Origin of the sequence: Ligilactobacillus acidipiscis, assembly GCF_900116935.1 — a bacterium.
Taxonomy (GTDB): domain Bacteria; phylum Bacillota; class Bacilli; order Lactobacillales; family Lactobacillaceae; genus Ligilactobacillus; species Ligilactobacillus acidipiscis.
This window is the reverse complement of record NZ_LT630287.1, coordinates 2569902-2594935: the sequence shown is the minus strand read 5'-3', so window position 1 is coordinate 2594935 and position 25034 is coordinate 2569902. Positions and strand designations below refer to the sequence as shown.

General features: G+C 39.6%; 22 protein-coding genes. 9 read left to right on the top strand and 13 right to left on the bottom strand.

Annotated elements, in window-relative coordinates:
- Positions 1-146: 146 nt before the first annotated feature.
- On the bottom strand, positions 147-1388 hold the full coding sequence (locus BQ5903_RS12015) for an ISL3 family transposase (protein ID WP_079578646.1): 1242 nt from the start codon (positions 1386-1388) through the stop codon (positions 147-149).
- Between the two features lie 183 nt (positions 1389-1571).
- Here BQ5903_RS12015 and BQ5903_RS12010 point away from each other — a divergent pair, with 183 nt between their 5' ends.
- The gene (locus tag BQ5903_RS12010; RefSeq protein WP_010495679.1) at positions 1572-2537 is read left to right on the top strand and encodes an NAD-dependent epimerase/dehydratase family protein; all 966 of its coding nucleotides are present in this window, start codon (positions 1572-1574) and stop codon (positions 2535-2537) included.
- Positions 2538-2825: 288 nt separating this feature from the next.
- Here BQ5903_RS12010 and BQ5903_RS12005 read toward each other — a convergent pair whose 3' ends face one another.
- The 3 genes from BQ5903_RS12005 to BQ5903_RS11995 form a co-directional block, all read right to left on the bottom strand.
- Positions 2826-3110, bottom strand: coding sequence for a hypothetical protein (locus BQ5903_RS12005; RefSeq protein ID WP_010495681.1), 285 nt, complete (start codon positions 3108-3110; stop codon positions 2826-2828).
- 495 nt (positions 3111-3605) lie between these two features.
- Complete coding sequence (locus BQ5903_RS12000) at positions 3606-4046, bottom strand: universal stress protein (RefSeq protein WP_010495683.1); 441 nt, start codon at positions 4044-4046, stop codon at positions 3606-3608.
- A 2-nt stretch (positions 4047-4048) separates the two neighbouring features.
- Positions 4049-5644: an Nramp family divalent metal transporter gene (locus BQ5903_RS11995; protein WP_010495685.1), complete on the bottom strand. Its 1596-nt coding sequence runs from the start codon at positions 5642-5644 to the stop codon at positions 4049-4051.
- 105 nt (positions 5645-5749) lie between these two features.
- Here BQ5903_RS11995 and BQ5903_RS11990 point away from each other — a divergent pair, with 105 nt between their 5' ends.
- Together BQ5903_RS11990 and BQ5903_RS12370 are read left to right on the top strand one after the other, a co-directional pair.
- Complete coding sequence (locus tag BQ5903_RS11990; RefSeq protein ID WP_010495687.1) at positions 5750-6397, top strand: metal-dependent transcriptional regulator; 648 nt, start codon at positions 5750-5752, stop codon at positions 6395-6397.
- A 70-nt stretch (positions 6398-6467) separates the two neighbouring features.
- Positions 6468-6653 carry a hypothetical protein gene (locus BQ5903_RS12370; protein WP_010495689.1) on the top strand — a complete coding sequence of 62 codons (186 nt, stop codon included), beginning with the start codon at positions 6468-6470 and terminating at the stop codon, positions 6651-6653.
- Here the strand turns inward: BQ5903_RS12370 and BQ5903_RS11985 are convergent.
- Positions 6650-8068, bottom strand: a complete 1419-nt coding sequence (locus BQ5903_RS11985) for a L,D-transpeptidase family protein (RefSeq protein ID WP_010495690.1) — start codon at positions 8066-8068, stop codon at positions 6650-6652. The genes BQ5903_RS12370 and BQ5903_RS11985 overlap by 4 nt on opposite strands.
- Positions 8069-8257: 189 nt before the next feature.
- On the opposite strand from BQ5903_RS11985, the gene BQ5903_RS11980 reads away from it, so the two are divergent.
- Positions 8258-9136 carry an IS982-like element ISLpl4 family transposase gene (locus BQ5903_RS11980; protein ID WP_003561820.1) on the top strand — a complete coding sequence of 293 codons (879 nt, stop codon included), beginning with the start codon at positions 8258-8260 and terminating at the stop codon, positions 9134-9136.
- 362 nt (positions 9137-9498) lie between these two features.
- Positions 9499-11478 carry a fructose-1,6-bisphosphatase gene (locus tag BQ5903_RS11975; protein WP_154022048.1) on the top strand — a complete coding sequence of 660 codons (1980 nt, stop codon included), beginning with the start codon at positions 9499-9501 and terminating at the stop codon, positions 11476-11478.
- 124 nt (positions 11479-11602) lie between these two features.
- Here BQ5903_RS11975 and BQ5903_RS11970 read toward each other — a convergent pair whose 3' ends face one another.
- The 7 genes from BQ5903_RS11970 to pdhA form a co-directional block, all read right to left on the bottom strand.
- On the bottom strand, positions 11603-12622 hold the full coding sequence (locus tag BQ5903_RS11970) for an FAD:protein FMN transferase (RefSeq protein WP_010495696.1): 1020 nt from the start codon (positions 12620-12622) through the stop codon (positions 11603-11605).
- A gap of 158 nt (positions 12623-12780) precedes the next feature.
- Complete coding sequence (locus BQ5903_RS11965) at positions 12781-13803, bottom strand: lipoate--protein ligase (protein WP_010495697.1); 1023 nt, start codon at positions 13801-13803, stop codon at positions 12781-12783.
- Between the two features lie 387 nt (positions 13804-14190).
- Positions 14191-15432: an ISL3 family transposase gene (locus BQ5903_RS11960; protein ID WP_079578367.1), complete on the bottom strand. Its 1242-nt coding sequence runs from the start codon at positions 15430-15432 to the stop codon at positions 14191-14193.
- A 166-nt stretch (positions 15433-15598) separates the two neighbouring features.
- A complete protein-coding gene (gene lpdA, locus BQ5903_RS11955; RefSeq protein ID WP_010495698.1) occupies positions 15599-17005 on the bottom strand; it encodes a dihydrolipoyl dehydrogenase in 1407 nt (468 codons plus the stop codon).
- A gap of 4 nt (positions 17006-17009) precedes the next feature.
- Complete coding sequence (locus BQ5903_RS11950; protein ID WP_010495699.1) at positions 17010-18632, bottom strand: 2-oxo acid dehydrogenase subunit E2; 1623 nt, start codon at positions 18630-18632, stop codon at positions 17010-17012.
- Positions 18633-18765: 133 nt separating this feature from the next.
- Positions 18766-19743, bottom strand: coding sequence for an alpha-ketoacid dehydrogenase subunit beta (locus BQ5903_RS11945; protein ID WP_010495702.1), 978 nt, complete (start codon positions 19741-19743; stop codon positions 18766-18768).
- 2 nt (positions 19744-19745) lie between these two features.
- Positions 19746-20837 carry a pyruvate dehydrogenase (acetyl-transferring) E1 component subunit alpha gene (gene pdhA, locus BQ5903_RS11940; RefSeq protein WP_010495704.1) on the bottom strand — a complete coding sequence of 364 codons (1092 nt, stop codon included), beginning with the start codon at positions 20835-20837 and terminating at the stop codon, positions 19746-19748.
- Positions 20838-21435: 598 nt separating this feature from the next.
- On the opposite strand from pdhA, the gene BQ5903_RS11935 reads away from it, so the two are divergent.
- Positions 21436-21690 (top strand): hypothetical protein, encoded by a 255-nt coding sequence (locus BQ5903_RS11935; protein ID WP_056988145.1) that lies wholly within the window; start codon positions 21436-21438, stop codon positions 21688-21690.
- A 1-nt stretch (position 21691) separates the two neighbouring features.
- Here the strand turns inward: BQ5903_RS11935 and BQ5903_RS11930 are convergent, their stop codons facing one another.
- Positions 21692-22651 (bottom strand): IS30 family transposase, encoded by a 960-nt coding sequence (locus tag BQ5903_RS11930; RefSeq protein WP_079579629.1) that lies wholly within the window; start codon positions 22649-22651, stop codon positions 21692-21694.
- A gap of 178 nt (positions 22652-22829) precedes the next feature.
- Between BQ5903_RS11930 and BQ5903_RS11925 the strand changes: the two genes are divergently transcribed.
- The 3 genes from BQ5903_RS11925 (at position 22830) to BQ5903_RS11915 (ending at position 24903) form a co-directional block, all read left to right on the top strand.
- Positions 22830-23303, top strand: a complete 474-nt coding sequence (locus tag BQ5903_RS11925; protein WP_010495714.1) for a glutathione peroxidase — start codon at positions 22830-22832, stop codon at positions 23301-23303.
- A 197-nt stretch (positions 23304-23500) separates the two neighbouring features.
- Positions 23501-24142 (top strand): ABC transporter ATP-binding protein, encoded by a 642-nt coding sequence (locus tag BQ5903_RS11920; RefSeq protein WP_010495716.1) that lies wholly within the window; start codon positions 23501-23503, stop codon positions 24140-24142.
- Positions 24143-24147: 5 nt separating this feature from the next.
- On the top strand, positions 24148-24903 hold the full coding sequence (locus BQ5903_RS11915; protein ID WP_010495718.1) for an ABC transporter permease: 756 nt from the start codon (positions 24148-24150) through the stop codon (positions 24901-24903).
- Positions 24904-25034 lie beyond the last annotated feature (131 nt).

Genomic DNA, 25034 nt, shown 5'->3' with positions numbered 1-25034 from the left:
TCCATAGAACTCTATCTTTATGGTAGGGTTCTTTTTTACTGCCATAGCTAGGTTAAAGTGTTTGGGTTGGGAGGCAGGTGCGGGTCCGAAGCGTAGCGAAACGGGCCCGCACCTGCCTCCCACAGTGTTGACCTAAATTTTTTATTTTAGGCATGGATCAATTTGATGCGGATAAAGAAATGCCTTAAGTTACTGAATCCGTAACAGCTACGTTTAAGTTCTTTGATCTTGCGATTGATCCCCTCTAACGGCCCATTAGAGTAGTCATAGAGACAAGCGTTCCTGATCCCTAAGTAGTTCTTTTGAATGGTCCTCATGACGGTATCCATTTCAGTACCATTGGGACGGTAGTTCATAACTAATTGTTGTAAAGTAGCCCGATCGCGGTTGCGAATAAAGGTTAAGATCGTTTGATAGGTCTGATAGTTTTCTGCGAACTGTGGAAAATTCTTGAGTCCCAGATCGACCACATTTTGGGCAGTCGTGTATTCATTTAATCCCCGATAATATTTAACCTGGGAGGTCTCAAGTTGATTTTCAGCTAAGTGGAATAAGCGCCAGTTGCTTTTTAAAACTTTATAGTTGCGGTCGTGGTGGTCGTTGATCCCTTTTAAAACACGCAGCCGTTCATGGTCAAGTGCCCGACCCGCTAACTGAACAATATGGAAACGGTCAAAGACGATCAGTGCGTTAGGAAAAAGACGACGGACGAAAGTCTGATACTGCGCATTCAGATCCATGGTCACCAGTTGAACTTTTTGACGCTCAGAAAGTGTATAAGTATTGGTGAAATACTCGCGGATCGTCTGCGAGAGACGATCTGGCAATAAGGTGACCAAATCATGGGTTTTTGCGTCAATGCAGATAAAAGAAAAGCAGTTCTTAGTTGAACGAAATTCGTCAAAACTGAGAGCTGTCGGCAGCTCTTTGGGCGTTACTAAAGCTCGCTGATCCTTATACAAGATCCGTTGAACCGAGGAAGCTGAGATTCCCACGGTCTGGCTGATCGTTTTGACTGGCAGTGAGTTCTTAGCCAAAGTCGCGATTTCGTGGACTGCTTGGCGGGTGATCGAGTGCCGAGGTGGAGCGAGCTGCGTCTGCGCGCTAAAAGTATGGTGGCAAGTCCGGCACAGATAACGCTGTTTGCGCAAGTTCATGCGGAGCGGTTGTTCACCTAGGCTGGGTAGTCTCATCTTGGTCAGGCGGGTCCCATTCTGAACGATATTCGTGGAACCACAATTAACACAGCGTTCGACGGGGTAAGTCAGCGTAGCTGAAAGCAGTTTTTCGTGAACTCCGGCCTGTGAAAAATCAGTACAAGCTGAAATTTTGATATTTGGGTCTTGGATATTGAGTAAATTTAGGATAGAATCAGTTTGGGACATCATTTATACCTCGCTTTGATTTGGTTTTGTCGCTTTAATCGTAGCATATGAGGACAAATGATGTCCTTTTTTGTACAAAAATAGTGCTGATGATTTTACCATCAACACTAAAAAGTGTAGACCCGTTATTTATTTGATATACTTAAATAAGTAGATAGCGCTAACATTTGAAAGGGGTCCCTTAGTATGAAAATTGTGGTTATTGGTGCTTATGGACATATTGGCTCGTATCTGGTTCCGAAGTTAGTTAAAAATAACAATGAAGTGATTGCTGTCAGTCGGGGAAAACATCAACCTTATACCCAAGATAGCGGTTGGAAAAAAATTCAGCATATGAGTTTAGACCGAGTAAAAGATCCAAAATTTGCAACTAAGATTGCAGCCTTAAACGCTGATGTCGTGGTTGATTTAATTAACTTTAAACTTGAAGATACGCAAAAAATGACGGCCGCGCTTAAAAACACTCAGCTTTCGCATTATCTTTTTTGTTCGTCGATTTGGGCGCATGGCAGAGCAAAAACCTTGCCGGCAGACCCTAATGATCCTGCCAAGGAGCCATTGGACGATTATGGTAAAAATAAATTTGCCAGCGAACAATTTTTGAAACATGAATATCGGACAAATGGTTTCCCGGTCACGATCATTATGCCAGGACAAATCTCGGGGCCGGGCTGGACTATTATTAACCCAGTTGGTAATACAGATCTTGGAGTTTTTCAAAAAATTGCTAATGGTGAAAAAATCACCTTACCAAATTTTGGTATGGAAACTTTGCATCACGTTCATGCAGATGATGTTGCACAGATGTTTTATAAGGCGATTTTGCACCGTAATCAAGCTTTAGGGGAAAGCTTTCATGCAGTCGCGGCTGAATCTATGACCCTATATGGTTATGCTAAAGCTTGCTATCAATTTTTTGGTCAAGAACCACAAATTGATTTTCTGGCTTGGCCCGAGTGGGTAAAATTAGTTAATAATCAAGAATTGTCTGAGCATTCCTATTATCATTTGGCTAGAAGTGGCAGTTATAGTATTGAAAACGCACGGAAATTGTTAAATTATGAGCCTAAATATACAACACTAGAAACTGTTGAACAAGGGATCCAAAGTTATCTTGAACGTGGGCTGATTACATTAAAAAAATCTGAATAGTAAAAATTTCGTTGTTAGAAACGGTTCTATTTAAAAAGACAAAACAAGGGCTATTAAGTCTGAGTTTTGCCTTTTTGGCTAACTAGTTTTCTATGTTGTATTTAAGTGGCTTTTAGAAGTATAAGTTGATTTTATTAAAAAAGAAAAAGATTGCATTAAATGGCGATTGAATGTATGCTGAAAATACACGGGTGAGCCTTTACTGTGTAACCATGAGAACAAAAGAACTATCACAATTGTCAACCTTTTTGCGATAGTTCTTTTGTTCTTTAAATAATCATGAGTTTTTTAGAAAATTGGGCTATTTAAATATTGATTCAGCCTTTCTCTGGTATTGGTGTTCATTCTAATAAAACCAATACCCTGACTCTTACATAAAGCTGCGTTACCCCAACTTTGCGGCTTTTTAAGATCAAGTTGGTTAAAGCCAGGTAGATCACCAAACTTAACAGCAAACATATTAGCCGAAATTCCCATGGAATGTGCAACCTCAGTTATTGGTCTAAAGTTTTCCTCTAAAACAGAATCGCCAATTTCGCGACAATGTTGTAACAAATTATCATATTCATTCATTAAAAAAACACCTTTCATTTGAGCTCATTTTGTTTTGATAAAAGATAATTTTGTGGTTCAAAAAAGCTAACCCATATGCCGGTTAGCTTTTTTGAATAAAATTTAGCAAAAAAATCTTTTGAACGATAAAAACAATAACCTAAACCCTAATTGTGTGGTGATGTCGCAAGAAGCTATCATTCTATACATAATAATAACAACCTCCACTTAAAACAGAGCAGAGTGAATCGTTTAGAAGTTGAGCACTATCGGGCTTCAACAATAAAGTCGTGCTTTTTGCGACTTGTTGTTGAAGTTGGATAGGCATAGTTGAGCTGCGTGAAACAGAAAGCTCCGCCTAATCAACTTAGACATCACGGCAAGAAAAAAGCACTTGTCATAATGCCTAAGTCCATTAGTGCTCGCTTTCTCCCGGTTCACTCCGCTCTGTTTTGCAGACTTTTGATTCACGCAGCTCGACTACTTAAACGAGGTTGGTAAAAAGAAATCAGTGCATTAACGCATAACTAACACAGAAACTGGCGCATATTTGGCCATATAAGCTGCTTCGCTCCCAAAACGGCGAGCAACCCCCGGCTTATCAAAGGAACCAATAATCAACAAATCTGGTTTAATATGCGGAATAACGTCATTGACAATTGTTCTACCAGGTTTTCCTTCAGCAACAACAGTCTGGACTTTTTTCACGCCAGCTTCTTTTGCTTCCTTTTCATATTCAAGCACGTGTTTTTCCAGTGCTTCCCTTTCGCCATGAATGTAATCATCATCAAGAGCTTGGTAAACATTCATTTCGTTACTTTCCAATACAGAAACGATAAAAAGCTCAGCGTTATTCTCCTTGGCATAATTAATTGCGTAATGGAAAGCTAACTGTGCGTCATGTGAATCGTCAGTTCCGACTAAAATACGAGTAAATTTTGTTTGTTCATCAGCCATGATCATTGTCCTCCTTGATTTTGCTCCTTTTCGAGAGCTTCTTTTTGCGCTAAACGTTTATCCCCACGATATAAATCAGTAATTGTCCAGATCAACAAAGCGATAATTAAAACAATGATGACATAAGCAATATTATCAGCCATAGAAACTTGCGCAGCAGTCAGATTATCCCCATAGAAGGCTTCAATTGATCCCGGTAAGCCGATCATATTCAAGTAAGTTAAGCCAACGACAGAAACCCAACCTAAGATATTGACCCAGAGTGAATTTTTAAACCGTAAACCCATTTCTGTTTTACTATTAGTTAACATTAATAAAGGCAACATTGAGAATGGTAAGGCAAAGGCTAAGAAGACCTGCGAGTTGTTCATTAAATTATTAATGGCAACGTGCTGTTGCACTTCACTTTGACCACTGGTTGAGATCACGGCAATCAGTACTGGGATCACAGAGATCAAACGTGTGACTAAACGACGTGCCCACAAAGGCATTTTCATGTGAATAAAACCTTCCATGACAACCTGACCAGTCAGTGTACCAGTAATAGTTGAGTTTTGACCAGAAGCTAATAAAGCGACCGCAAAAAGTGTTGATAAAATACCGGATTTAGCGACACCAATCAAAACACCATTACTTAATTTGGAAGTATCAGAAAGAGCTTTGTACAAACCAAAGAATGACGGATCTTGGACTGTTCCAGATTTGAAAACAGCAACACCCATGATCAAAAGCAAAGCATTAACAACAAAGGCTAATGACAGTTGGATATTAGAATCCCAAGTCGAAAAATTAACTGTCCGAGCAATGTCTTCTTGATCGTTATTGTCAATTTTACGAGTTTGGGAAATAGCTGAATGCAAGTACAGGTTATGTGGCATAACGGTAGCACCGATGATACCTAAAGCACCTGAAATAGGTGTCATGCCTTGAACGTCAGGTGAAGAGGCAAAAGTTTTACCGGCCGGAACTAATCCTTTGAATATGGCACCCCATGCAGGATCAGATAAAGCTACTTGATAAATAAAAACAGCTAAAATGACTAAAATTAAGCAAACCACGATTGCTTCGATTTTCCGAAAACCGATTTTAGTTAATAAGAGCAATAACAAAACATCTAGTACAGTCAAGAAAACGGCAATCACTAACGGAATATTAAACAGTAGATAAAGCGCGATCGCACCACCAATAACTTCAGCAATATCTGTCGCCATAATGGCTAATTCAGTCATGATCCACAAAATAATACCTAAAGTTTTACCAGTGCGGGCCCTGGTTGCTTGGGCCAGGTCCATTTGACTTACAATGCCCAGTTTAGCGGCCATGTACTGTAATAACATGGCAATCAAACTCGACATTAAAATCACGGACATAAGTAAGTAGGAGAAATTTTGCCCACCAGTGATTGAGGTTGACCAGTTACCGGGATCCATATAACCAACAGCAACTAAAGCTCCAGGACCAGAATACATAAATAATGTTTTCCAGAATCCCTTACCCTTAGGAACTTCCACAGTTCCATTAATTTCTTCCAGCGAAGGTCCATTAGCATAATGGATCAAATAGTGTTGCTTATGAGTTTTTGACTCATTTTGACTCATTTTTAAAGCCACCTTTCTTTTTAAACCATAGTTATTGTACAATGAATTTGCGTATATTGAAACAAAAAGTTTTGGTTACAGAAGAATGAAAGGGGTATTTTTAATATGAGGTCGATCGAAGACAATTATTTACGGGCTATTTTTGAAGGGAGTTATTTGAAAAAAGGTATCTCTAATAAACAATTATCGGAGTTGTTAAAAATCACTCCTGCTTCTACAACAGAATTTACTCAAAAATTACATAAACAGGGATTAGTTGACGGGGGAAAATATAAAAAAGTTTCTTTGAGTGAAAAAGGACAACAAAAAGCCCAAAAAATTATGCATAAATTTCGGTTATGCGAAGTTTTATTAGAAAAATGTTTTAATTTATCATTAGCAGAAGTGGTTCAACAAGCATGGCTGCTAGCTGACTTTTCTAGTGAAACTTTACTGCACGAGCTGAATGAGAAACTGGGAAGACCAAAGAAAACTTTTTTCGGAGCGGAAGTTCAAGAACCTAAAGTTTTTAATTCTGATCTGGAGATGTTAAGTAGTGTTAAAACGGGAAACGTGGTTATCTTGAGAGAGTATTTGGGAAGTAAGAATATGGTAATTTATTTTTCAGAGTTAGCTTTAAACCTAAATGAAGAATTAAAAGTGGAAAAATATGATCATGACTTTAATCTTTTTGTGTTAACAACAGTTAATAGTAAGAAGATCATGGTGAGTAAAGAGGTCGCAGATTTTATTTATGTAGAAATAAAGAAATAGGGCTAACATGAATTAAGAAATGTAAGTAGTCCAAATCTTAGCTGCTTTTAAAATAACGAAAATTCATATTGTGAGATTGCTCGGTGAGTCCGTTGATGGTGGTAACTTTCTATTTGAATTACTGACGAAAAAACCTCAAGGACACAATAGTTTTGCAAAAGTTGTGCACTTAACAAAAAAACTGACACAACGTGTTTTTCAACGTTGTATCAGTCAGTTTTATTCAAAGGATGTGATGAATCAAGTTATTGATTAGGATGCCAAACCATCGCCATAAACGATCACTGGCATTCCCTGATGACTGCGGTCAAATAGTTTTTCCATATCAGCAGGAGCAACGTTGATACAACCGTTTGAGCCATGGTCATAGCGGGCTGAGGGGTTTCCTAGGATGGTTTTTGAGACCCAAGGGGCTGAATGAATAAAAATTCCATCATCAGTTAGGTCCATCGCCTGCGGAACATAGGAGCTGTATTTGGTACCGTCTTTTTCAGTTCCCCGCATGGTCATCGGGGCCTTGCGCCATTTAATATAGTAGTAACCTGTCGGAGTTGCGATATTGACTTTTGGTGACCCCGTGTTGACAGGTGCCGTTTGGACAACTTTATTATTTTCCACCAAATAAAGTTGTTCATTAGTCAGATCTACTTCGATATGATTTTGATTTTTGATAGCATCTAAGTCAGATTTATCAAATTTTTGGTCGGAATTATCGATATTTTTAGCAGGAATGGTCAACTTGCCAGCTAATAATTGTCCTTGCAAATAGCGGCCTTCGTTGTATTCTTGAATCTTCCAGCCTAAAGTTCCTTGGGAATTATCAAAAGAAACATTCTGACCTTGAGCAGTAGTAAAATCTGTTTTCTGTGACCCAGATAAGGAATACTTTTGATTTAAATTGCGGATATAATTGTAACTTGGATTCATGTTTAAATTTGATCCGCTTTCGTTGATCGTTCCCTCAGTTAAAACATTTTTTACAGGCGTAGTTTCTGTTTTGCCCATGACAGTATATTTGAAATTCTGTTTTAGAATTTTGGTGATTTTTTGGTATTCATCTTCACCATACCAAGTTGGCTTTTTTAAAATAATTGAAACGTTCTGCTTAGGTTCATTATTAGGATCGAGTTGTTTTGCTAAATTATTGATAGTAGCAGTTGGATCGATCTGGTTGCCAGAAACAGCTTTTTTAAAAGTTGCTTGACCATTGGCTAAAGTGATCTGAGCATTTTGCGGTGCCGTTCGCTTTTGGTTCGCTTGTGCGATCGCTTGAGTAATTTGTGCTTTTTGGGAGTTCAAATTGTCAACAGCAGCTTTTTTGTCATAAATGCTAGCCTTTTTTGCAGCTTCTGGTTTGGTTGAGAAGGGGTGAGTCCGTCGCTGATGAAGCAAGTTTTTTAACTCATCACGGTAAGCATGACTAGCAGCTATTTTTAATTTACCTTGGTAGATTATTTCTTTGGTCTGTGGGTCTTTAAGCGTGAATTCGGGTTCCTTAAGTTCCGAGCTGATTTTTGAGTCAGCATTTTTATAGGATAACTTACCGATATTAACACCTTGAACAACGGTATTTTTTGCAAAGTGTGTAGTATGCCAGCCATAATAGCCGCCACAGACAGCTGCGATCACGGCTAAGGTAACTAGCAGCCAAAATTTTTTGTTGATTTTCAAACTTAAAACACCTTTCTGAGCTTTAAACTGGTTGGTTATCTAAAATATAATGCAATTTTGCCGATAAAAATGCGATTTCTAAAATAATTTATTACGCGTGGTGCTAGTTTGTAATAGTACAAAAAAATTAACAAAAAAGTCCAACACAGTTAGACTCATAAGTGACTAAACTTAAAAGGAGTCCTAACGATGTTGAACCATCCTAAGTTTAAACAAATTCGTCACGAATTACAAGGTAACTATCATTATTTTTATCAGCTGTGCCAGTCGCTTTACCAGCGCTATTGCCCACGTTGTGTGACGCAACGGCGTAATGTGGCGCACGTTAAAATCGATGACTGTCGATTGTTGGCGCTACTGTGTTTACAAACAACGCTTGGTATCCAATCACAACGCCGTTTTTGGCGCTTGATGACCGCCTTTATGCCGCAAAAAATCACCATTAGTCGGTCACGGTTCAACCGTCGCGCACTACAATTATTACCCGTGGTCAATGCGATCCGTACTGGTTTGACGCGTGAAGCAGCCCAACCTGGACAGATCGCAATCATTGATAGTTTGCCGAATCCATTGTGTGAACCAGTACGTAAATTTAGAGCACGTATTTTTGCTGGGCAAGCTAATATTGGCTACAATGCCACTAAGCAAATGTCGTTCTATGGGTTTAAAACCCACATGCTAGTAACCACTGATGGCTACATTCTGAATTATGTGGTGACTGCCGCTTCGGTCCATGATACAAAAGTTGCCGTTAGCTTGATTGATGATTGTCCTTGTCCAATTGTTTTGGCCGATGTCGGTTATGTAGGCAAGCGACTTGGCGCTGAATTTAAGCAATTAGGCTACACGTTATGGACACCATACCGTTCGAATATGAAGGGGGCCAAGGAACATAATAAGCGCGCGCTCAAGGCGTTACGTCGCACAATTGAATCGCGTTTTTCTACCTTAGTTAGTGATTTTGGAATTGAAACTAACTTAACGCGGAGTGCCTTTGGCTTTCAACTAAAAATTGAACTGGCAATTTTAGTCTATAATTTAGGATTTTTTAATTTTGTGACGAACTAGCACCACGCGTATAATTTATTGTAAATTAATAGTTGCACATTGGTGTATCTTAGCATAAATGTATATAAGAATACAGTGCCCTTAAGTTTTAAAAACAAACATGGTGTTTTTTCGTTAGATTCCTATTTAAGGCGGCAATAAACAGCTTACAGAGCACCAACCTTTTGACAAAATATACTATACCAATTTTTAAAAGTAGTACTCGAAACTTGTGAAAAAGGATAGCCTATAATTAGTATAACATAATTGCTTTTGAGCAAATGCTGACGTTTAATGGTTGAAAATGCTTAAATTAAGTAATATCATATTTATATTGACTTTATACAAAAACTTAAGCACGTCAACTTTGTGAGGTAATTGTAATGACAAGTGGTCTTAATGAACCAAACCAATTCAAAAAACGAGCAGACGATAATGAAAAGCAGTATTTACGTGAAATAATGGAAGAAAGATTTCCAACTAAAGAGGCTGTGATCACTGAGATCATGAACCTAGAGGCGATTTTACATTTGCCAAAAGCAACTGAGCATTTTGTGAGTGATCTACATGGCGAGTATAGCGCTTTTGACCATATTTTGCGTAATGGTTCGGGTAATATCAAAAATAAGATCACGGATGTTTTTGGCGGCAGAATGACACCCAGCCGCTTGCAAAATTTTGCGATTTTAATTTATTATCCGGAAGAAAAGTTGGAATATAAGAAACGGCAGCTGCAACAAGATGAAGATGATGCGTTAGAACAATGGTATTTGGACACGATCCAACGCTTAGTTGAATTATTGGAGTTTGTTTCAACAAAATATACACGATCAAAGGTTCGTAAAGCACTTGACCCAAACTTCGCGTATATCACAGAAGAATTGTTGTATACGGATCCACAAGAATTTGATAAACGCAGCTATATTGATCAGTTAATGAAAAATTTAGTGTCAATGGGAGTAACTGATGAATTTATTATTGCAACTTGCTATACGATCCAGCAGTTAGTTGTTGACCATTTACATGTTTTAGGTGACATCTATGATCGCGGTGACCATCCAGAATTGATCATGGAACGTTTGATGTCTTATCATTCGGTTGATATTCAGTGGGGAAATCATGATATGTTATGGGTCGGAGCTTCATCGGGCTCGGCATTATGTATGTTGAATTTGCTGCGGATCAGCGCACGCTATAATAACTTAGCTACGATCGAAGATGCATATGGGATCAGCTTACGGCATTTGTCGCGTTTTGCGGAAGAACATTATGCGGACAATCCAGCTTTTCGTCCTAAGTTAGTCGATGGTGATTCATTTAATTTTGACGGCGAACAGTTACAGTTGACTCAGATCCAACAAGCAGTAGCAATCATGCAGTTTAAGATGGAAGTACAAACGATTGCCAGGGAACCAGACTTTCAGATGGATGATCGTGCACTGCTGAATAAAATCGACTATGACAATAATACTCTTGAATTGCAAGGTAAAACCTACCAGCTGACTAATACTTGTTTTGACTTGATCGACCCGAAAGATCCGGGGAAATTAACAAGTGAAGAGCAAGAGCTTGTGGAAAGTTTACTGCATTCCTTTGTAGAATCTAAGAGCTTACAGAAGCACTTAGAATTTTTGGTAAATAAGGGGAGCATGTATTTGCGTTACAATGACAATTTGCTGCTTCACGGCTGCATGCCGGTTAATGAAAAGGGCAAATTTTTGCCGTTTAAGTATCATGGCAAGGAGTATCACGGCAAGCAGTTAGTAGATTTCTTTGATCAACAAGTGCGACATGCATATAATGATCCGTGTGCTAATGATTATAGTGCAGCTGATCTGATCTGGTATTTGTGGCAGGGGCCGATCTCGCCATTGTTCGGCAAAAAAGCCATGACGACTTTCGAACGTTATTTTATTAAAGATCAGGCTAGTCATGAAGAAGTTCGTAATCCGTACTTCAGATTACGTCATAATGAAATATTCGTTGATAGTATGTTAGAAGAATTTGGTTTGGATCCTCAGGATGGACATGTGATCAATGGACACACACCTGTTAAAAGAGGCCATGATGCCATTATGGCCAATGGTAAGATGTTAGTTATCGATGGGGGCTATTCGAAGGCATATCAGCCGACAACGGGTTTTGGAGGCTATACACTCTTATATAATTCATATGGTTTGCAATTAGTGGAGCACCATCCTTTTACTTCGAAAGAAGACTCGATCGTGAATGGTAAGGACATTGTTTCTACTAGAAGAGTGGTCAACCATGAGGTTCATAGAAAGTCTGTGGCTGATACAGATATTGGTGCGCGTTTGAAAGAAAACGTCAAAATATTACGCAGCTTACTGGACGAATATTAATATCAAGATGAAAAGTGAGACATTTCGAAGTTAGGTACTAAGCGTGCTTCTCGACGAATAATGCCTAAAGTGGATAAGCAAAAAGAGTCAAGGAAGTTTTTTTCCTTGGCTCTTTGTTTTTAAATTATGATAATAATTCGAAACCAGGCGCGATAACTTTAACATCTTTAGGATTTAAACCGCTAACTAAGATTTTGTTATCCTTTGTAACAAAAACAGCACCGTAAAGATCAGGATCGTCTTTACCCCAGTCTGTGACCGGTTCGCCAGCAAAGAACAGTTCAGTTGTGTGGATCTCACCATCGATCGAGTATTTAGAAAAGACAGTAACACTGGCTAAGTTATTGCTGCGAGGATAGCCCGTCTTTGAATCCAAAATGTGGTGGTAGCTTTTACCATTGATATCCAAATGGCGCTCATAGATCCCGCTTGTGACAATGGAAGAAGCGGGCGTCTTGACAACGGCCACAGCCTGACCGCGCTGATCTTTCGGGGCCTGAACACCCACACGCCATAGGCCATCTTCATGTATGGGTTGTTTGCCGACTAACAGAAGATTGCCCCCGAGGTCGATCATGCCACTGTTGATCCCGCGAGCTGCCCAAAGATCTTTAATTCGATCAGCAATATAACCCTTAGCGATCCCGCCAAGGTCGATCTTCATGCCAGCTTTCTTGAGAAAGACTGTTTGATCTTTGTCATTTAATTCGATCTCGTTAGGATCAACGATAGGCAAACGTTCATTGATTTCCTCTTTTGTTGGTAATTGAGCGTCATCAAAGCCGATGTCCCAGAGTTTTACCAATGGCCCGATCGCAGCATTGAAGCCTAAATGTTGCCGACTGATCTCCACGGCTTTTCTGATCAGATCGTAGACACCATTTGAAACTTGGACTGGCTTTTTTCCCGCAGCATGATTGACAGCCATAACTTCTGATTCTGGTCGGTTAACAGTTAGGAGGTCTTCATAACGGACGATCAATTCGTTGGCCGCGTCTAAATCATTTTCGGTCGTAGCACCAAAAGTCGTTAGGGTGATCTTTGTTCCTAAACCATAATATTGTTTGGTCAAACGTTGTTCAGCTATTTTTTTTACGGGTTCTGGGTGGATATCTGTCCAAAGAACCTCCTTATTTTCAGCCATATTTTTCATCCTCATCTCATAAACACAAATTAATTTCCATTTTTATTTTACCATAGCGAAGTTAGAGACATAGAGTGGGAATCCTTTATTTAACAAACCAAAAAGGACTGGCCTTTTCTAATCATTAGAATGGACCAGTACTTAATTAGCTTTCAGGATCATTGTTGTGTACTTAGCAGCTCGGTAATTTCATCTTGTGGGATTCCTGCGAAAAAGCGTGAGAGGTCAAGTGCGTTTAGTTTTTCTTTGATTTTTTCTTGGGAGTACTTCGTTCCCTTTAGTTCATCTTGTAATTCATCAACGTTTTCAGGTCCGAAGAAGTCGCCATAGATCACGACATTCTCGATCGTACCATTTTCAATGTTAAAGCGCGCATCGATCGTACCGCCAGCAAAGTGTTTCCGGCGTTGAACAGTGAATTTTGGTGATTTACCATAGACCCAATCCCAGTTATAGTAGATCTCTTGTTCAAGTTTAGCGATCTCTTTTTTATCTTCATCGTCTAAAACGTAAGCATAATTTTTTTCTGCTTCTTCAATAGTATTAGTTTTCCAAATCTTTTTGATCAATTCTTCACGTAATTGGAATGTATCCATATTTTGATATTCTTCCTTCAAATATGGTTTGATATTAATTACCCGTGAACGGACTGATTTAATGCCCTTAGATTCAATTTTATCCTTTGGGACACGTAAAGCACTTGCGACCACGTCTGTATCGACGTCAAACATACATGTACCATGTGAGAACGTCTTACCATCGCGAGTATACATTGCATTACCAGAGAACTTGCGTCCGTTTAATACGATATCATTACGCCCAGTTACTTCTATATTCGTGGCACCCATTTCTTTTAGTCCGGCAACAACTGGCTGTACCATCGATTTAAAGTCGCCAAATTCCTGATCTTTAGCTGGAATGACCATACTAAAACACATATTACCAAGGTCTTGGTACATAGCACCGCCGCCAGATAGGCGCCGCGTGATCGTAATATTGTGTTTTCTACAATACTCTGGATCGATTTCTTCCATGGTGTTTTGGTTACGGCCGACAATAATGCATGGTTTTTCGATATAAAACAGCATAAATGGCGGTGTCATTTTACCACTGTTCATTAAATACTGTTCTGTAGCCAGGTTAGTCCGAATATCTTTGGTATTCATTGCGATATATTGCATGTTATTTCCCTCTCTGTTACACAAAACCTGCTGCTTGACTAAAATAATTTAAATTTGTACTTGTCAGGTCTGTGTTTATTTATCAGTGTGCGTAAAGAATGTAAGTTCAAGCATTAATGATTACGTTTTCATGATAGCATTAATGCCTTTCTAATTCAAGAATACTTATATAGTAATAGTTGTTGTTTACTTCAGTTATGATTCATAAAAAAATGGGACTTTGTCAAATAGTGTTGATGGTCCATAGAACTCTATCTTTATGGTAGGGTTCTTTTTTTACTGCCATAGCTAGATTAAAGTGTTTGGGTTGGGAGGCAGGTGCGGGTCCGAAGCGTAGCGAAATGGGCCCGCACCTGCCTCCCACAGTGTTGACCTAAATTTTTTATCTTAGGCATGGATCAATTTGATGCGGATAAAGAAATGCCTTAAGTTACTGAATCCGTAACAGCTACGTTTAAGTTCTTTGATCTTGCGATTGATCCCCTCTAACGGCCCATTAGAGTAGTCATAGAGACAAGCGTTCCTGATCCCTAAGTAGTTCTTTTGAATGGTCCTCATGACGGTATCCATTTCAGTACCATTGGGACGGTAGTTCATAACTAATTGTTGTAAAGTAGCCCGATCGCGGTTGCGAATAAAGGTTAAGATCGTTTGATAGGTCTGATAGTTTTCTGCGAACTGTGGAAAATTCTTGAGTCCCAGATCGACCACATTTTGGGCAGTCGTGTATTCATTTAATCCCCGATAATATTTAACCTGGGAGGTCTCAAGTTGATTTTCAGCTAAGTGGAATAAGCGCCAGTTGCTTTTTAAAACTTTATAGTTGCGGTCGTGGTGGTCGTTGATCCCTTTTAAAACACGCAGCCGTTCATGGTCAAGTGCCCGACCCGCTAACTGAACAAGATGGAAACGGTCAAAGACGATCAGTGCGTTAGGAAAAAGACGACGGACGAAAGTCTGATACTGTGCATTCAGATCCATGGTCACCAGTTGAACTTTTTGACGCTCAGAAAGTGTATAAGTATTGGTGAAATACTCGCGGATCGTCTGCGAGAGACGATCTGGCAATAAGGCGACCAAATCATGTGTTTTTGCGTCAATGCAGATAAAAGAAAAGCAGTTCTTAGTTGAACGAAATTCGTCAAAGCTGAGAGCTGTCGGCAGCTCTTTTGGCGTTACTAAAGCCCGCTGATCCTTATACAAGATCCGTTGAACCGAGGAAGCTGAGATCCCCACGGCCTGGCTGATCGTCTTGACTGGCAGTGAGTTCTTAGCTAAAGTCGCGATTTCGTGGACTGCTTGGCGGGTGATCGAGTGCCGAGGCGGAGCGAGCTGCGTCTGCGCGCTAAAAGTATGGTGGCAAGTTCGGCACAGATAACGCTGTTTGCGCAGGTTCATGCGGAGCGGTTGTTCACCTAGGCTGGGCAGTTTCATCTTGGTCAGGCGGGTCCCATTCTGAACAAGATTCGTGGAACCACAATTAACACAGCGTTCGACGGGGTAAGTCAGCGTAGCTGAAAGCAGTTTTTCGTGAACTCCGGCCTGTGAAAAATCAGTACAAGCTGAAATTTTGATATTTGGGTCTTGGATATTGAGTAAATTTAGGATAGAATCAGTTTGGGACATCATTTATACCTCGCTTTGATTTGGTTTTATCGCTTTAATCGTAGCATATGAGGACAAATGATGTCCTTTTTTGTACAAAAATAGTGCTGATGAACGCTCATCAACACTAAAAAGTTTAGACCCAAAAAAATCCCCAGTGACGGGGATCAAAAATTGAATTGTGCAATTTTTAAATGTTGGTTGGGAATCCTAGACCAACATCAGCTGCATCCATAATACCTTCAGCTAAGGAAGGATGAGGATGGATAGTCAAGGCAACATCATCCAGAGTTGCGCCTGATTCGATAGCTAACGTTAGTTCGGTGATTAGATCGGCAGCATTTGCTCCAACGATTTGGGCTCCAACGATTTGTTCATCGTCTTTAGTAAACACTAAGCGAATAAAACCTTTTGTGGCATTCATTGAAATTGCACGGCCATTTGCAGCAAATGGGAACTGTGCTTTCTTAACGTCTAAGCCTTGATCCTTAGCTTCTGCAAGAGTTAAACCGGTTGTGGCGATTTGTTCGGCAGTGTAACAAACAGCTGGCATAGCCCGGTAATCAACAATGCTTGATTTTCCGGAAATGGCTTCGGCTGCAACTTTACCTTCATAGCTGGCTTTGTGAGCCAAAGCAGCTCCGGCAACGACATCCCCGATAGCGAAAATGTGTGAGACATTTGTCCGGCCTTGGTTGTCAACTTTGATCAAACCACGATCATCAGTTTCAACTTTCGCTTGTTCAAGACCCATTTCGGCCGTGTTAGGTTTACGTCCAACAGACACGATACAATAATCGGCTTTGATTTCTTTAGTTTCACCATTGATCTTTGCAGTTACTGTGACAGAATTATCATCTTGTTCTGCTTTTTGAGCCATGGCTGAAGTATAAATATCGACATTATGGTCGGTCATGTTCTTCTGAACAACTTTGACCATGTCTGATTCATAATTAGCTAAGATCGAGTCCATACCTTCTAAGATAGTTACATGTGAACCAAAATCTGCATAAGCTGATGCAAGTTCACTTCCAATATAACCGCCACCAATCACAATTAATTCTTGGGGAATTTCTTTAAGTGCTAAAGCACCAGTTGAATCAACCACACGACCCTCAAATTTGAAGTTAGGGATCTCAATTGGATGGCTGCCAGATGCTATGATCAAATTTTTGAAGTTGTAAGTCTGAGCGGAATCATCTTTACCGATCACACGCAAACTATGGTCGTCTTTTAAAAATGCTTCTCCCCACAAAACATCGATATGATGTTTCTTAAAGAGACCGGAAACTCCGCTTGTCAGCTTGTTGACTACAGAGTTCTTCCATTCTTGTGTTTTACCAAAATCGATTTGGGCATCTTTTGTAGTAATGCCCATGCCAGCTGTACCTAAAGCGTTTTGATAGTGATGAGCTGCTTCGATCAAGGCTTTAGAGGGGATACAGCCAATATTTAAGCAAACACCGCCGATAAATTCGCGTTCGATTACGGTAACTTTTTGTCCTAATTCGGCTGCGTGGATCGCTGCAACATAGCCGCCAGGGCCGGCACCGATCACAACAGTCTCTAAATCTTCTGCAAAATCTCCAACTACCATTTAATTATCCCTCCATCAAAAGTAATTCTGGGTCGCCCAGCAGTTCTTTCAAACGGTTAACTGCACGTTGAGCAGTTGCACCATCGATCACACGGTGGTCAAAAGCCATCGTCAACTTCAAGACACGGGCTGATTTAACTTCACCGTCGACAACAACTGGTTCTGGGCTGATTTTACCGATACCTAGAATTGCAACTTCTGGGAAGTTGATAATTGGGGTAAAGAAACCGCCACCGACTGAACCGATGTTAGTGATTGAAATTCCGGTGTGACTCATGTCACCTGAACTTAACTTACCGTCTTTGGCTTTTTCTGTATTAGCACTGATCGAACGTGCAATGTCGAATAAGCTTTGTTGGTCAGCATGCTTAACGTTTGGAACAAAAAGCCCACGATCAGTATCAGTTGCAATACCGATGTTGATATAGTCTTTAAACACGCTTTGCTTGTTATCCATGTCAACTTGCGAGTTGAAGATCGGGAATTCTTTCAAAACAACTGCAAGAGCTTTTGTAACATAAGCCAAGAATGTTAAATGAACGCCTTTAGAAGCAGCAAGTTCTTTGTACTTCTTACGGTGATCCCACATCTTATCAACAACAACTTCATCAAAGATGTGGACATGCGGTACATTGTCATTGGAACGAGTCATTGCTTTAGCTGTAGCATAACGGATCCCGGACATCTTTTCAGTATGCTCTGGCCAGTCAGTAGAAGTTGAAACAAGAGCAGCAGGAGCCTTTTGTTTTTCAGCAGGTTGTTCTGTTGTTTTCTCTGCTTCAGCGGCTTTTGCACCACCACCAGCCAAGAAGCTGTCGATGTCAGTCTTCAAGATCTGACCGTGGTTACCACTACCGGAGATTTGTGTTAAGTCAGCACCTTTATCACGTGCATAGGCCCGAACACCCGGCATTGCTAAAACAGGTAAAGAGTGATCTTGTTTTTCACCAGTTGGTGCTGCTGCGGCCGTGTTTGCAGCAGGAGTTTCTTTGCTTTCTGCAACAGGAGCTTCTTTTGTAGTGCCACCTTCAACGTTACCTTTTCCAGCAGCAACTTCGAGTTCAACTAAAGGTTGACCTACTTCTGCAGTTTCACCTTCAGGGACCAAGATCTTAGTAATTTTACCAGCAACAGGAGAAGGAAGTTCTTCAACAGATTTGTCGTTTTCGATTTGAACCAAATCGCCGTCTTCCTTGACTTCGTCGCCTTCTTTAACGTGCCATTCACCAACAGTACCTTCAGCAATACCTTCGCCAATGTCAGGTAAGTTGAATTGGTAAGTGTCTGTGCCAGAATTACCGTTACCGGCAGGTGCTGTGGCGGAAGCTTTTTCTTCTTGCGCGGGTTTTTCAGGTGCAGCTTCACCCGAAACGTTACCTTTACCATCTGCCACTTCAAGTTCGACTAAAGGTTGACCCACTTCTGCAGTTTCACCTTCAGGGACCAAGATCTTAGTAATTTTACCAGCAACAGGAGAAGGAAGCTCTTCAACGGATTTGTCGTTTTCGATTTGAACCAAATCGCCGTCTTCCTTGACTTCGTCGCCTTCTTTAACATGCCATTCACCGACTGTACCTTCTGCGATACCTTCGCCAATATCAGGCAAGTTGAATTGATATTTCTCCATTTGTTATATACCCCCGTATATTTGATCAAGTCATCAATGAGGGAAAGCAGCCTATATAAAAGATCCATATTACGAATTTACAATATGAAGATCAGCTAAGGCTTGCTTTGGTACACCTCATCTCGCTTTGTAATTAATAATTTACGATTTCTTTAGCTTTTTCAATAATATCGTTCTTATTTGGAAGCCATATTTCTTCTGCTTGACTGAATGGGTATGGAGTATCTGGTGCTGAAACTCTGCCAATTGGTGATTCAAGCGATAAGATCGCTTTTTCAGCAATGATAGAAGCAACTTGTCCCATGACTCCGGCTTGGTTTTGAGCTTCTTGTACCAAGACAGCCCGACCAGTTTTTTTAACAGAGTTGATAATTGTTTCCTCATCTAACGGGGAGATCGTCCGTAAGTCGACTACTTCAGCTTCGATACCTTCTTTAGCCAAAGCAGCAGCGGCTTTCAAACTCTCTTGAACCATATAACCATAGGAAACGAGTGTAATATCTTTACCTTCACGTTTAACATCAGCTTTGTCCAATGGAACAGTGTAAGGATCCTCTGGAACTTCTTCTTTAAATGAACGATAAAGTTTCATGTGTTCCAAGAAGACGACCGGATCATCAGACCGGATCGATGAAGCCAATAAACCCTTAGCGTCATATGGACCGCTAGGTATAACGACACGTAAGCCTGGAGTTTGGGCTAATAAGCCTTCCAAACTATCAGCGTGGAGTTCTGGTGTGTGAACACCGCCACCAAATGGGGCACGGATCGTGATCGGCATCTTACGTGAGCCGCCCATTCGGTGACCTGTCCGTGAAATTTGACCAGCAATTTCGTCCATTGTTTCAAATACGAAACCAAAGAATTGAATTTCAGGTACAGGACGGAAACCTTCCAAAGAAAGCCCCATTGCTAAACCACTGATCCCAGATTCGGCTAATGGTGTATCGAAAACACGATCTTCACCGTTTTCATCTTGCAAACCGTCTGTAGCACGGAAAACACCGCCGTTACGGCCAACATCTTCACCGAAAACTAGGACTTTTTCATCTCGTTTGATTTCTTCATCTAGGCCTTGAGTAATTGCCTTGACCATCGATAATTTAGCCATTCTTAGTCACTCTCCTTTGCAGTATAAGCATCGATCTCCGCTTTGATCGCAGGTGGGGTGTCGATAAACGTATTCTTCAGGAAGTCACTTACTTTTTGTGGTGCAATACTTTCAGTTTTTTTGATTGCTTCGTCAATTTGTTTGTTGACTTCTTCTTCCCAAGCTTTTTCTTGATCTGTTGACCAGATACCCTTATCTGTCAGATACTTACGCATTCTGATCAATGGATCTTTACGTTGCCAATCGTCAACTTCAGCTGATGTTCTGTAACGTTTTGGATCATCACCAGATAATGTGTGTGGACCATAACGGTATGTCAATGTTTCGATCAGAACAGGACCATTACCAGCAACTGCCCATTCACGAGCGGCTTTAGTTGCTGCATAAACAGCTAAAGCATCCATTCCATCAACTTGGATCCCAGGAATACCTACCGCAACAGCCTTTTGAGACAAAGTGGGAGCAGCAGTTTGTTTTGCACGCGGTACTGAAATAGCGTAGCCGTTGTTTTGCACAAAGAAGAGTGCAGGAGACTTAAAAGCACCCGCAAAGTTGATGCCTTCATAAAAGTCACCTTGTGAAGTACCGCCATCGCCAGTATAAGTGTATGCTACTGTTTTCTTATTGTTTTTCTTAATACCTAAGGCAACACCAGCCGTTTGAACATATTGAGCACCAATAATGATCTGAGGTGGCAAAGCCTGCATTGCTTCTGGATACTTGTTGCCATCAACATGACCACGCGACCAGAGAAATGCTTGATAAAGCGGAAGCCCGTGTTGTACAAGTTGAGGTACATCACGATATGCGGGGAGAATAAAATCATCTTTAGTCATCGCAAAATTCGAGCCGATCTGGCTGGCTTCTTCACCAGAAGTTGGTGCGAAGAAACCTAACCGTCCTTGACGATTCAACTTAGTAGACCGTTCATTTAAGACACGTGACCAAACCATCTGTTTAAATAATTCTGTTAGTTCATCGTCTGAGAGATCTGGTAAGAGATCCTTGTTGACGATTTGACCTGTTTCGTCCAAAATACTGAGAGTTTCAGTGTTTGGAGTACTCTTGAGTTGTTCAAAATCTATTTTTTTCATTTGTAAATTTTCCCTCCTCGAAAACTTGCTAATGATATACTGAAAAGCTTTACCATAACGCTTTCATTACTAATGCTAATACCTTTTGAGCCAAATGTAAACTTTAACAAATTGTGCACATTATATTTAAATTTTTTGTTGCTAGTATCAAGCCAAATACATATAAAAACAAATTTTTATACCCGATGTATGTGAACGCTTTCACGATAAACCGTTGACTTTTGATAACTTTAGATGACGTCATCAAATTAGTGGCAATTTGCGAATAGGTATTTATTAATGCCTTATCGAAAGGTGAACAATTAATTTAAAAAAAGGTTCAAATCAAGATAAATACCTAAGCAATGCACAAACTTTGCAGAAGAAGAGTTAGAGAACACGAAAAAACTAATTAAAGATAAATATATTGATGTTTAATTTTAAGAAGTATTGGATTATGATGTGGTTAGAGTATATGCTATGGAGCGAGTTTTGCGTGGTAAAGGGTTGCAGTTGTCCAAGCTCTGTTTTAAATGCTAAAGGCGCATTAATATTTTGGTTTCTGATAGTATGTGAGAGTTCTTATTTTGTTATGCTGTTAATTTGAGGGGGATATTTTATGGAAGAAACATTTGTGGCATATCCGATAGTGATCACGCCTGAAAAGAACAATGAATACTATCAATATTTAGTATTTTTGCCCGACTTTGGGACCTATTGCCAGGCGAATAGTATCATAGAAGCACTACGTGTGGCTGTGAAGTTTATTCGGGATTATGCATTGACCAATGAACTTCCTCCTATGAAGCTTGAATTGCCTCACAGTATTGGAGAACAGCTTGTGACTTTTGTAAATCTTGAAATGTCAAATTAAGTTAGAAATAACATAGCTGTTTATCTGTGATGTTTTCCATGAATACCTCAATTGGTGTTTTATAATTTAATGATTTTCTTGGAATATGATTACGCCGGCTACTGACTTGTTGAACTAAAGCATTTGGTAAATTGCGAAAATCCATGCTCTTGTTGAGACCATCTCGTCTAATTAGTCCATTATTATTTTCGTTTAAGCCACGCTGGTTAGGAGCCCCAACTTCGGCAAAATAAGTACTAATATCATGCTTATTTGCGATTTCTTTCCAACCAGTGAATTGTTTACCATTATCAAAAGTAATTGACTTGAAAAGGTGTTTTGGCTGTTGGGACAACCATTGATTAAGATGTTTATTAACGCATTCAGCCGATTTTTGTTGGATGTTTAAAATGATTTCAACTTTGGAGAGACGCTCAACTAAGGTCATAACTGCACCTTGATGTGCTTTGCCTTGGACGGTGTCTGCTTCTAAATGACCAAATTCATGTTGAAAATGAGGATAATCCTGATAGCGTTGATAAATACTTCTGCCGAGTCGGCCAGCTTTACCACGCCGTTCAACGTAACCATTTGGATGCCTTTTACCTTTCATTGGCAACAATTTCACATTGAAAACACCTCTTTGAAAAAGTCGGTATAAGGTTCTCATACTACAACTGATCTGTATCTCAGCTCGACCAATAATCGTATCAGGGGTCCAACCTAATGCGAGTTTCTGCTTAATGTATTTGGTTTCATCTTCTGGTAATTCAATTGCTTTTCGACCGCAATGAGTTTTATTAACTCGATGATTTTCTTGAAATTGACTAATTGAATTACCAGCATCTAGAAACCGGTAAACACGATAAACGGTTTCGCTGGAACGTTTAAGAGCTTTAGCGGCATGATAGGCTTTAATATCTTGTTTCCAAAAATTATATATAAAGGTTAATTCACGTGTGGTAAGATGTTTATAAGTCATTTGTGGTTACCTCTCTTTTGATTAGGGATATTCAAAAGTCTACCACAAATGGCTTTTTTATTTCTAACTTAATTTTACAAACGACGAATGTTAACTTGGCTGCTAAAAAAGGTAAATAATTTGTCAGCCGGAAGAATTTAGCGTATTACTAGGACAGTTAAAAGAGGAGGGGGTTAAAATGGCTGCAATCTACGATTTCAACGAGACAGAAATGAGTGGTCAAAAGCTTGAGATGAAAGATTATACTGGGAAAGTTTTGCTGGTAGTTAATACTGCTAGTAAGTGCGGTTTAGCTCCACAGCTGGAAGGCCTGGAACAATTGTATCAAACATACCATGAACAAGGTTTTGAAGTTCTAGGTTTACCATCTAATCAATTTCATCAAGAATTAGAAACAGATGATGAAGCAAGTGACTATTGTCAAGTTCATTATGGGGTTACTTTTCCGATGACAAAAAGAGTCAAATTAAATGGAGACGATGAAGACCCGCTTTTTACCTATTTAAAAGAAGAATCAGGTCATGGAAAAATCAAATGGAATTACACTAAGTTTTTAATTGGGCGTGATGGTCAATTGATCCATCGCTATGCCCCAACGACTAAACCAGAGAAAATCATTCCAGCAATTGAAGAAGCTCTTTTGGCGGAATAACTACTGAACAATGTGAATTATTAAAGATAAAGGTATTCATCATTTAGCAGAAAAAATGATGAATACTTTTTACTATGGTTGCTTTTAAATAGCTTGCTTTATTTTCGTTATGCTATATACTACTAACATAGATTTTTATAGATACAATTATAAAATTTGTAAAATGAAAATATTTAAAAAGTGAGGGAAAATTACTTATGAAACAAATTGTTTTCCAAGATATCTCATATCGAATCGATGATAAGCAAATATTAACTGATATTTCACTAAAAATTGATAAGGGAGAAATAGTGACGATTGCGGGGCCGTCTGGGAGCGGTAAGAGCACATTAGTCAGAATATTGGCTTCACTTGTAACACCAACAGCAGGGAAAATCATATATGCAGGTAAAGATATTGAAGAAGAAGAACCAATCAGTTACCGCAGGAGAGTGTCGTATGCAATGCAGCAGCCGACTCTATTTGGTAAGACTGTTCGTGAAAATTTAGAGTTTCCCTACCAGATCCGTCAGCAAGCCTTTGATGAAAACAGAGCGCTTATTGCTTTGAGGACGGTTGGGCTTTCTGAAGATTATTTACAACGTGAGGTCAATAATTTGTCCGGTGGTGAAAAGCAACGAGTCGCATTGTTGAGAAATATTTTAATTTTGCCAGAAACATTGATCATGGATGAAGTAACCGCTGGCTTAGATGGGGACAACCGTACTATCATTTATCAATTGATCGAAAAATTAAATCAACAAGGTGTGACGATTATTATTGTTACGCATGACGAACAAGAAATTGCGCAGGCAAAACGATTGGTAGAAATAAAGAGTGGGAAAATAATGGGGAGGTAAGGAACATGAATTTAGCCGTTAATAATCAAGGATTGGCTTTAGCGTTTGTGTTGGTATTGATCACAATGGGAATCGCTTATAAAGAAAAATTACAAGTCAACAAGGAAATCATTACCAGTGTTATACGGGCAATAGTGCAGTTGTTTCTGGTAGGTTATTTGTTGAAGTATGTTTTCCGAGCTAATAACAATATTTTGACGATAGCATTGGCCTTGATAATTGTTTTTAATGCTAGTTATAATGCAATGAAAAGAAGCCAAGGGATCGAACATGGTTTTAGAAACTCATTTTTAGCTATTTTCATCAGTACTGGAGTTACACTGACAGTCCTAATAGGAATCGGAACGATCAAGATGATACCTTCGCAATTGGTCCCTATTACCGGGATGATTGCATCAAATGCGATGGTCGCAATTGGAATTTGTTATCGTAATTTAAATCAAGCTTTTCGTGACCAACGGCAACAATTACTAGAACGTTTGGCATTAGGAGCTGACTTAAAAGATGCGTCATTACCGATCTTACAAGAAACGATCAAAATTGGTATACAGCCAACAATTGATTCAGCCAAGACAGTGGGGATAGTTAGTTTGCCAGGAATGATGTCAGGTTTGATTTTTGCAGGTGTTGATCCAGTACGTGCAATCAAATACCAGATCTTGGTAACTTTTATGTTGCTGTCAACGACTGGGATTGCTTCTTTTATTGCTTGTTATCTTTCTTACCGCTCATTTTACAATGAACGAAAACAATTACTGTAAAACATAGCTAATTGAGTACTTAAGGTCATCCAATGCTTAATTTTTGTCATGAAAATGTTTCACGTGAAACATTTCAGCAAAATTAATTCCGAATTGCTATACACAGTGTATTATTAGGGGTGTAAAGAGGA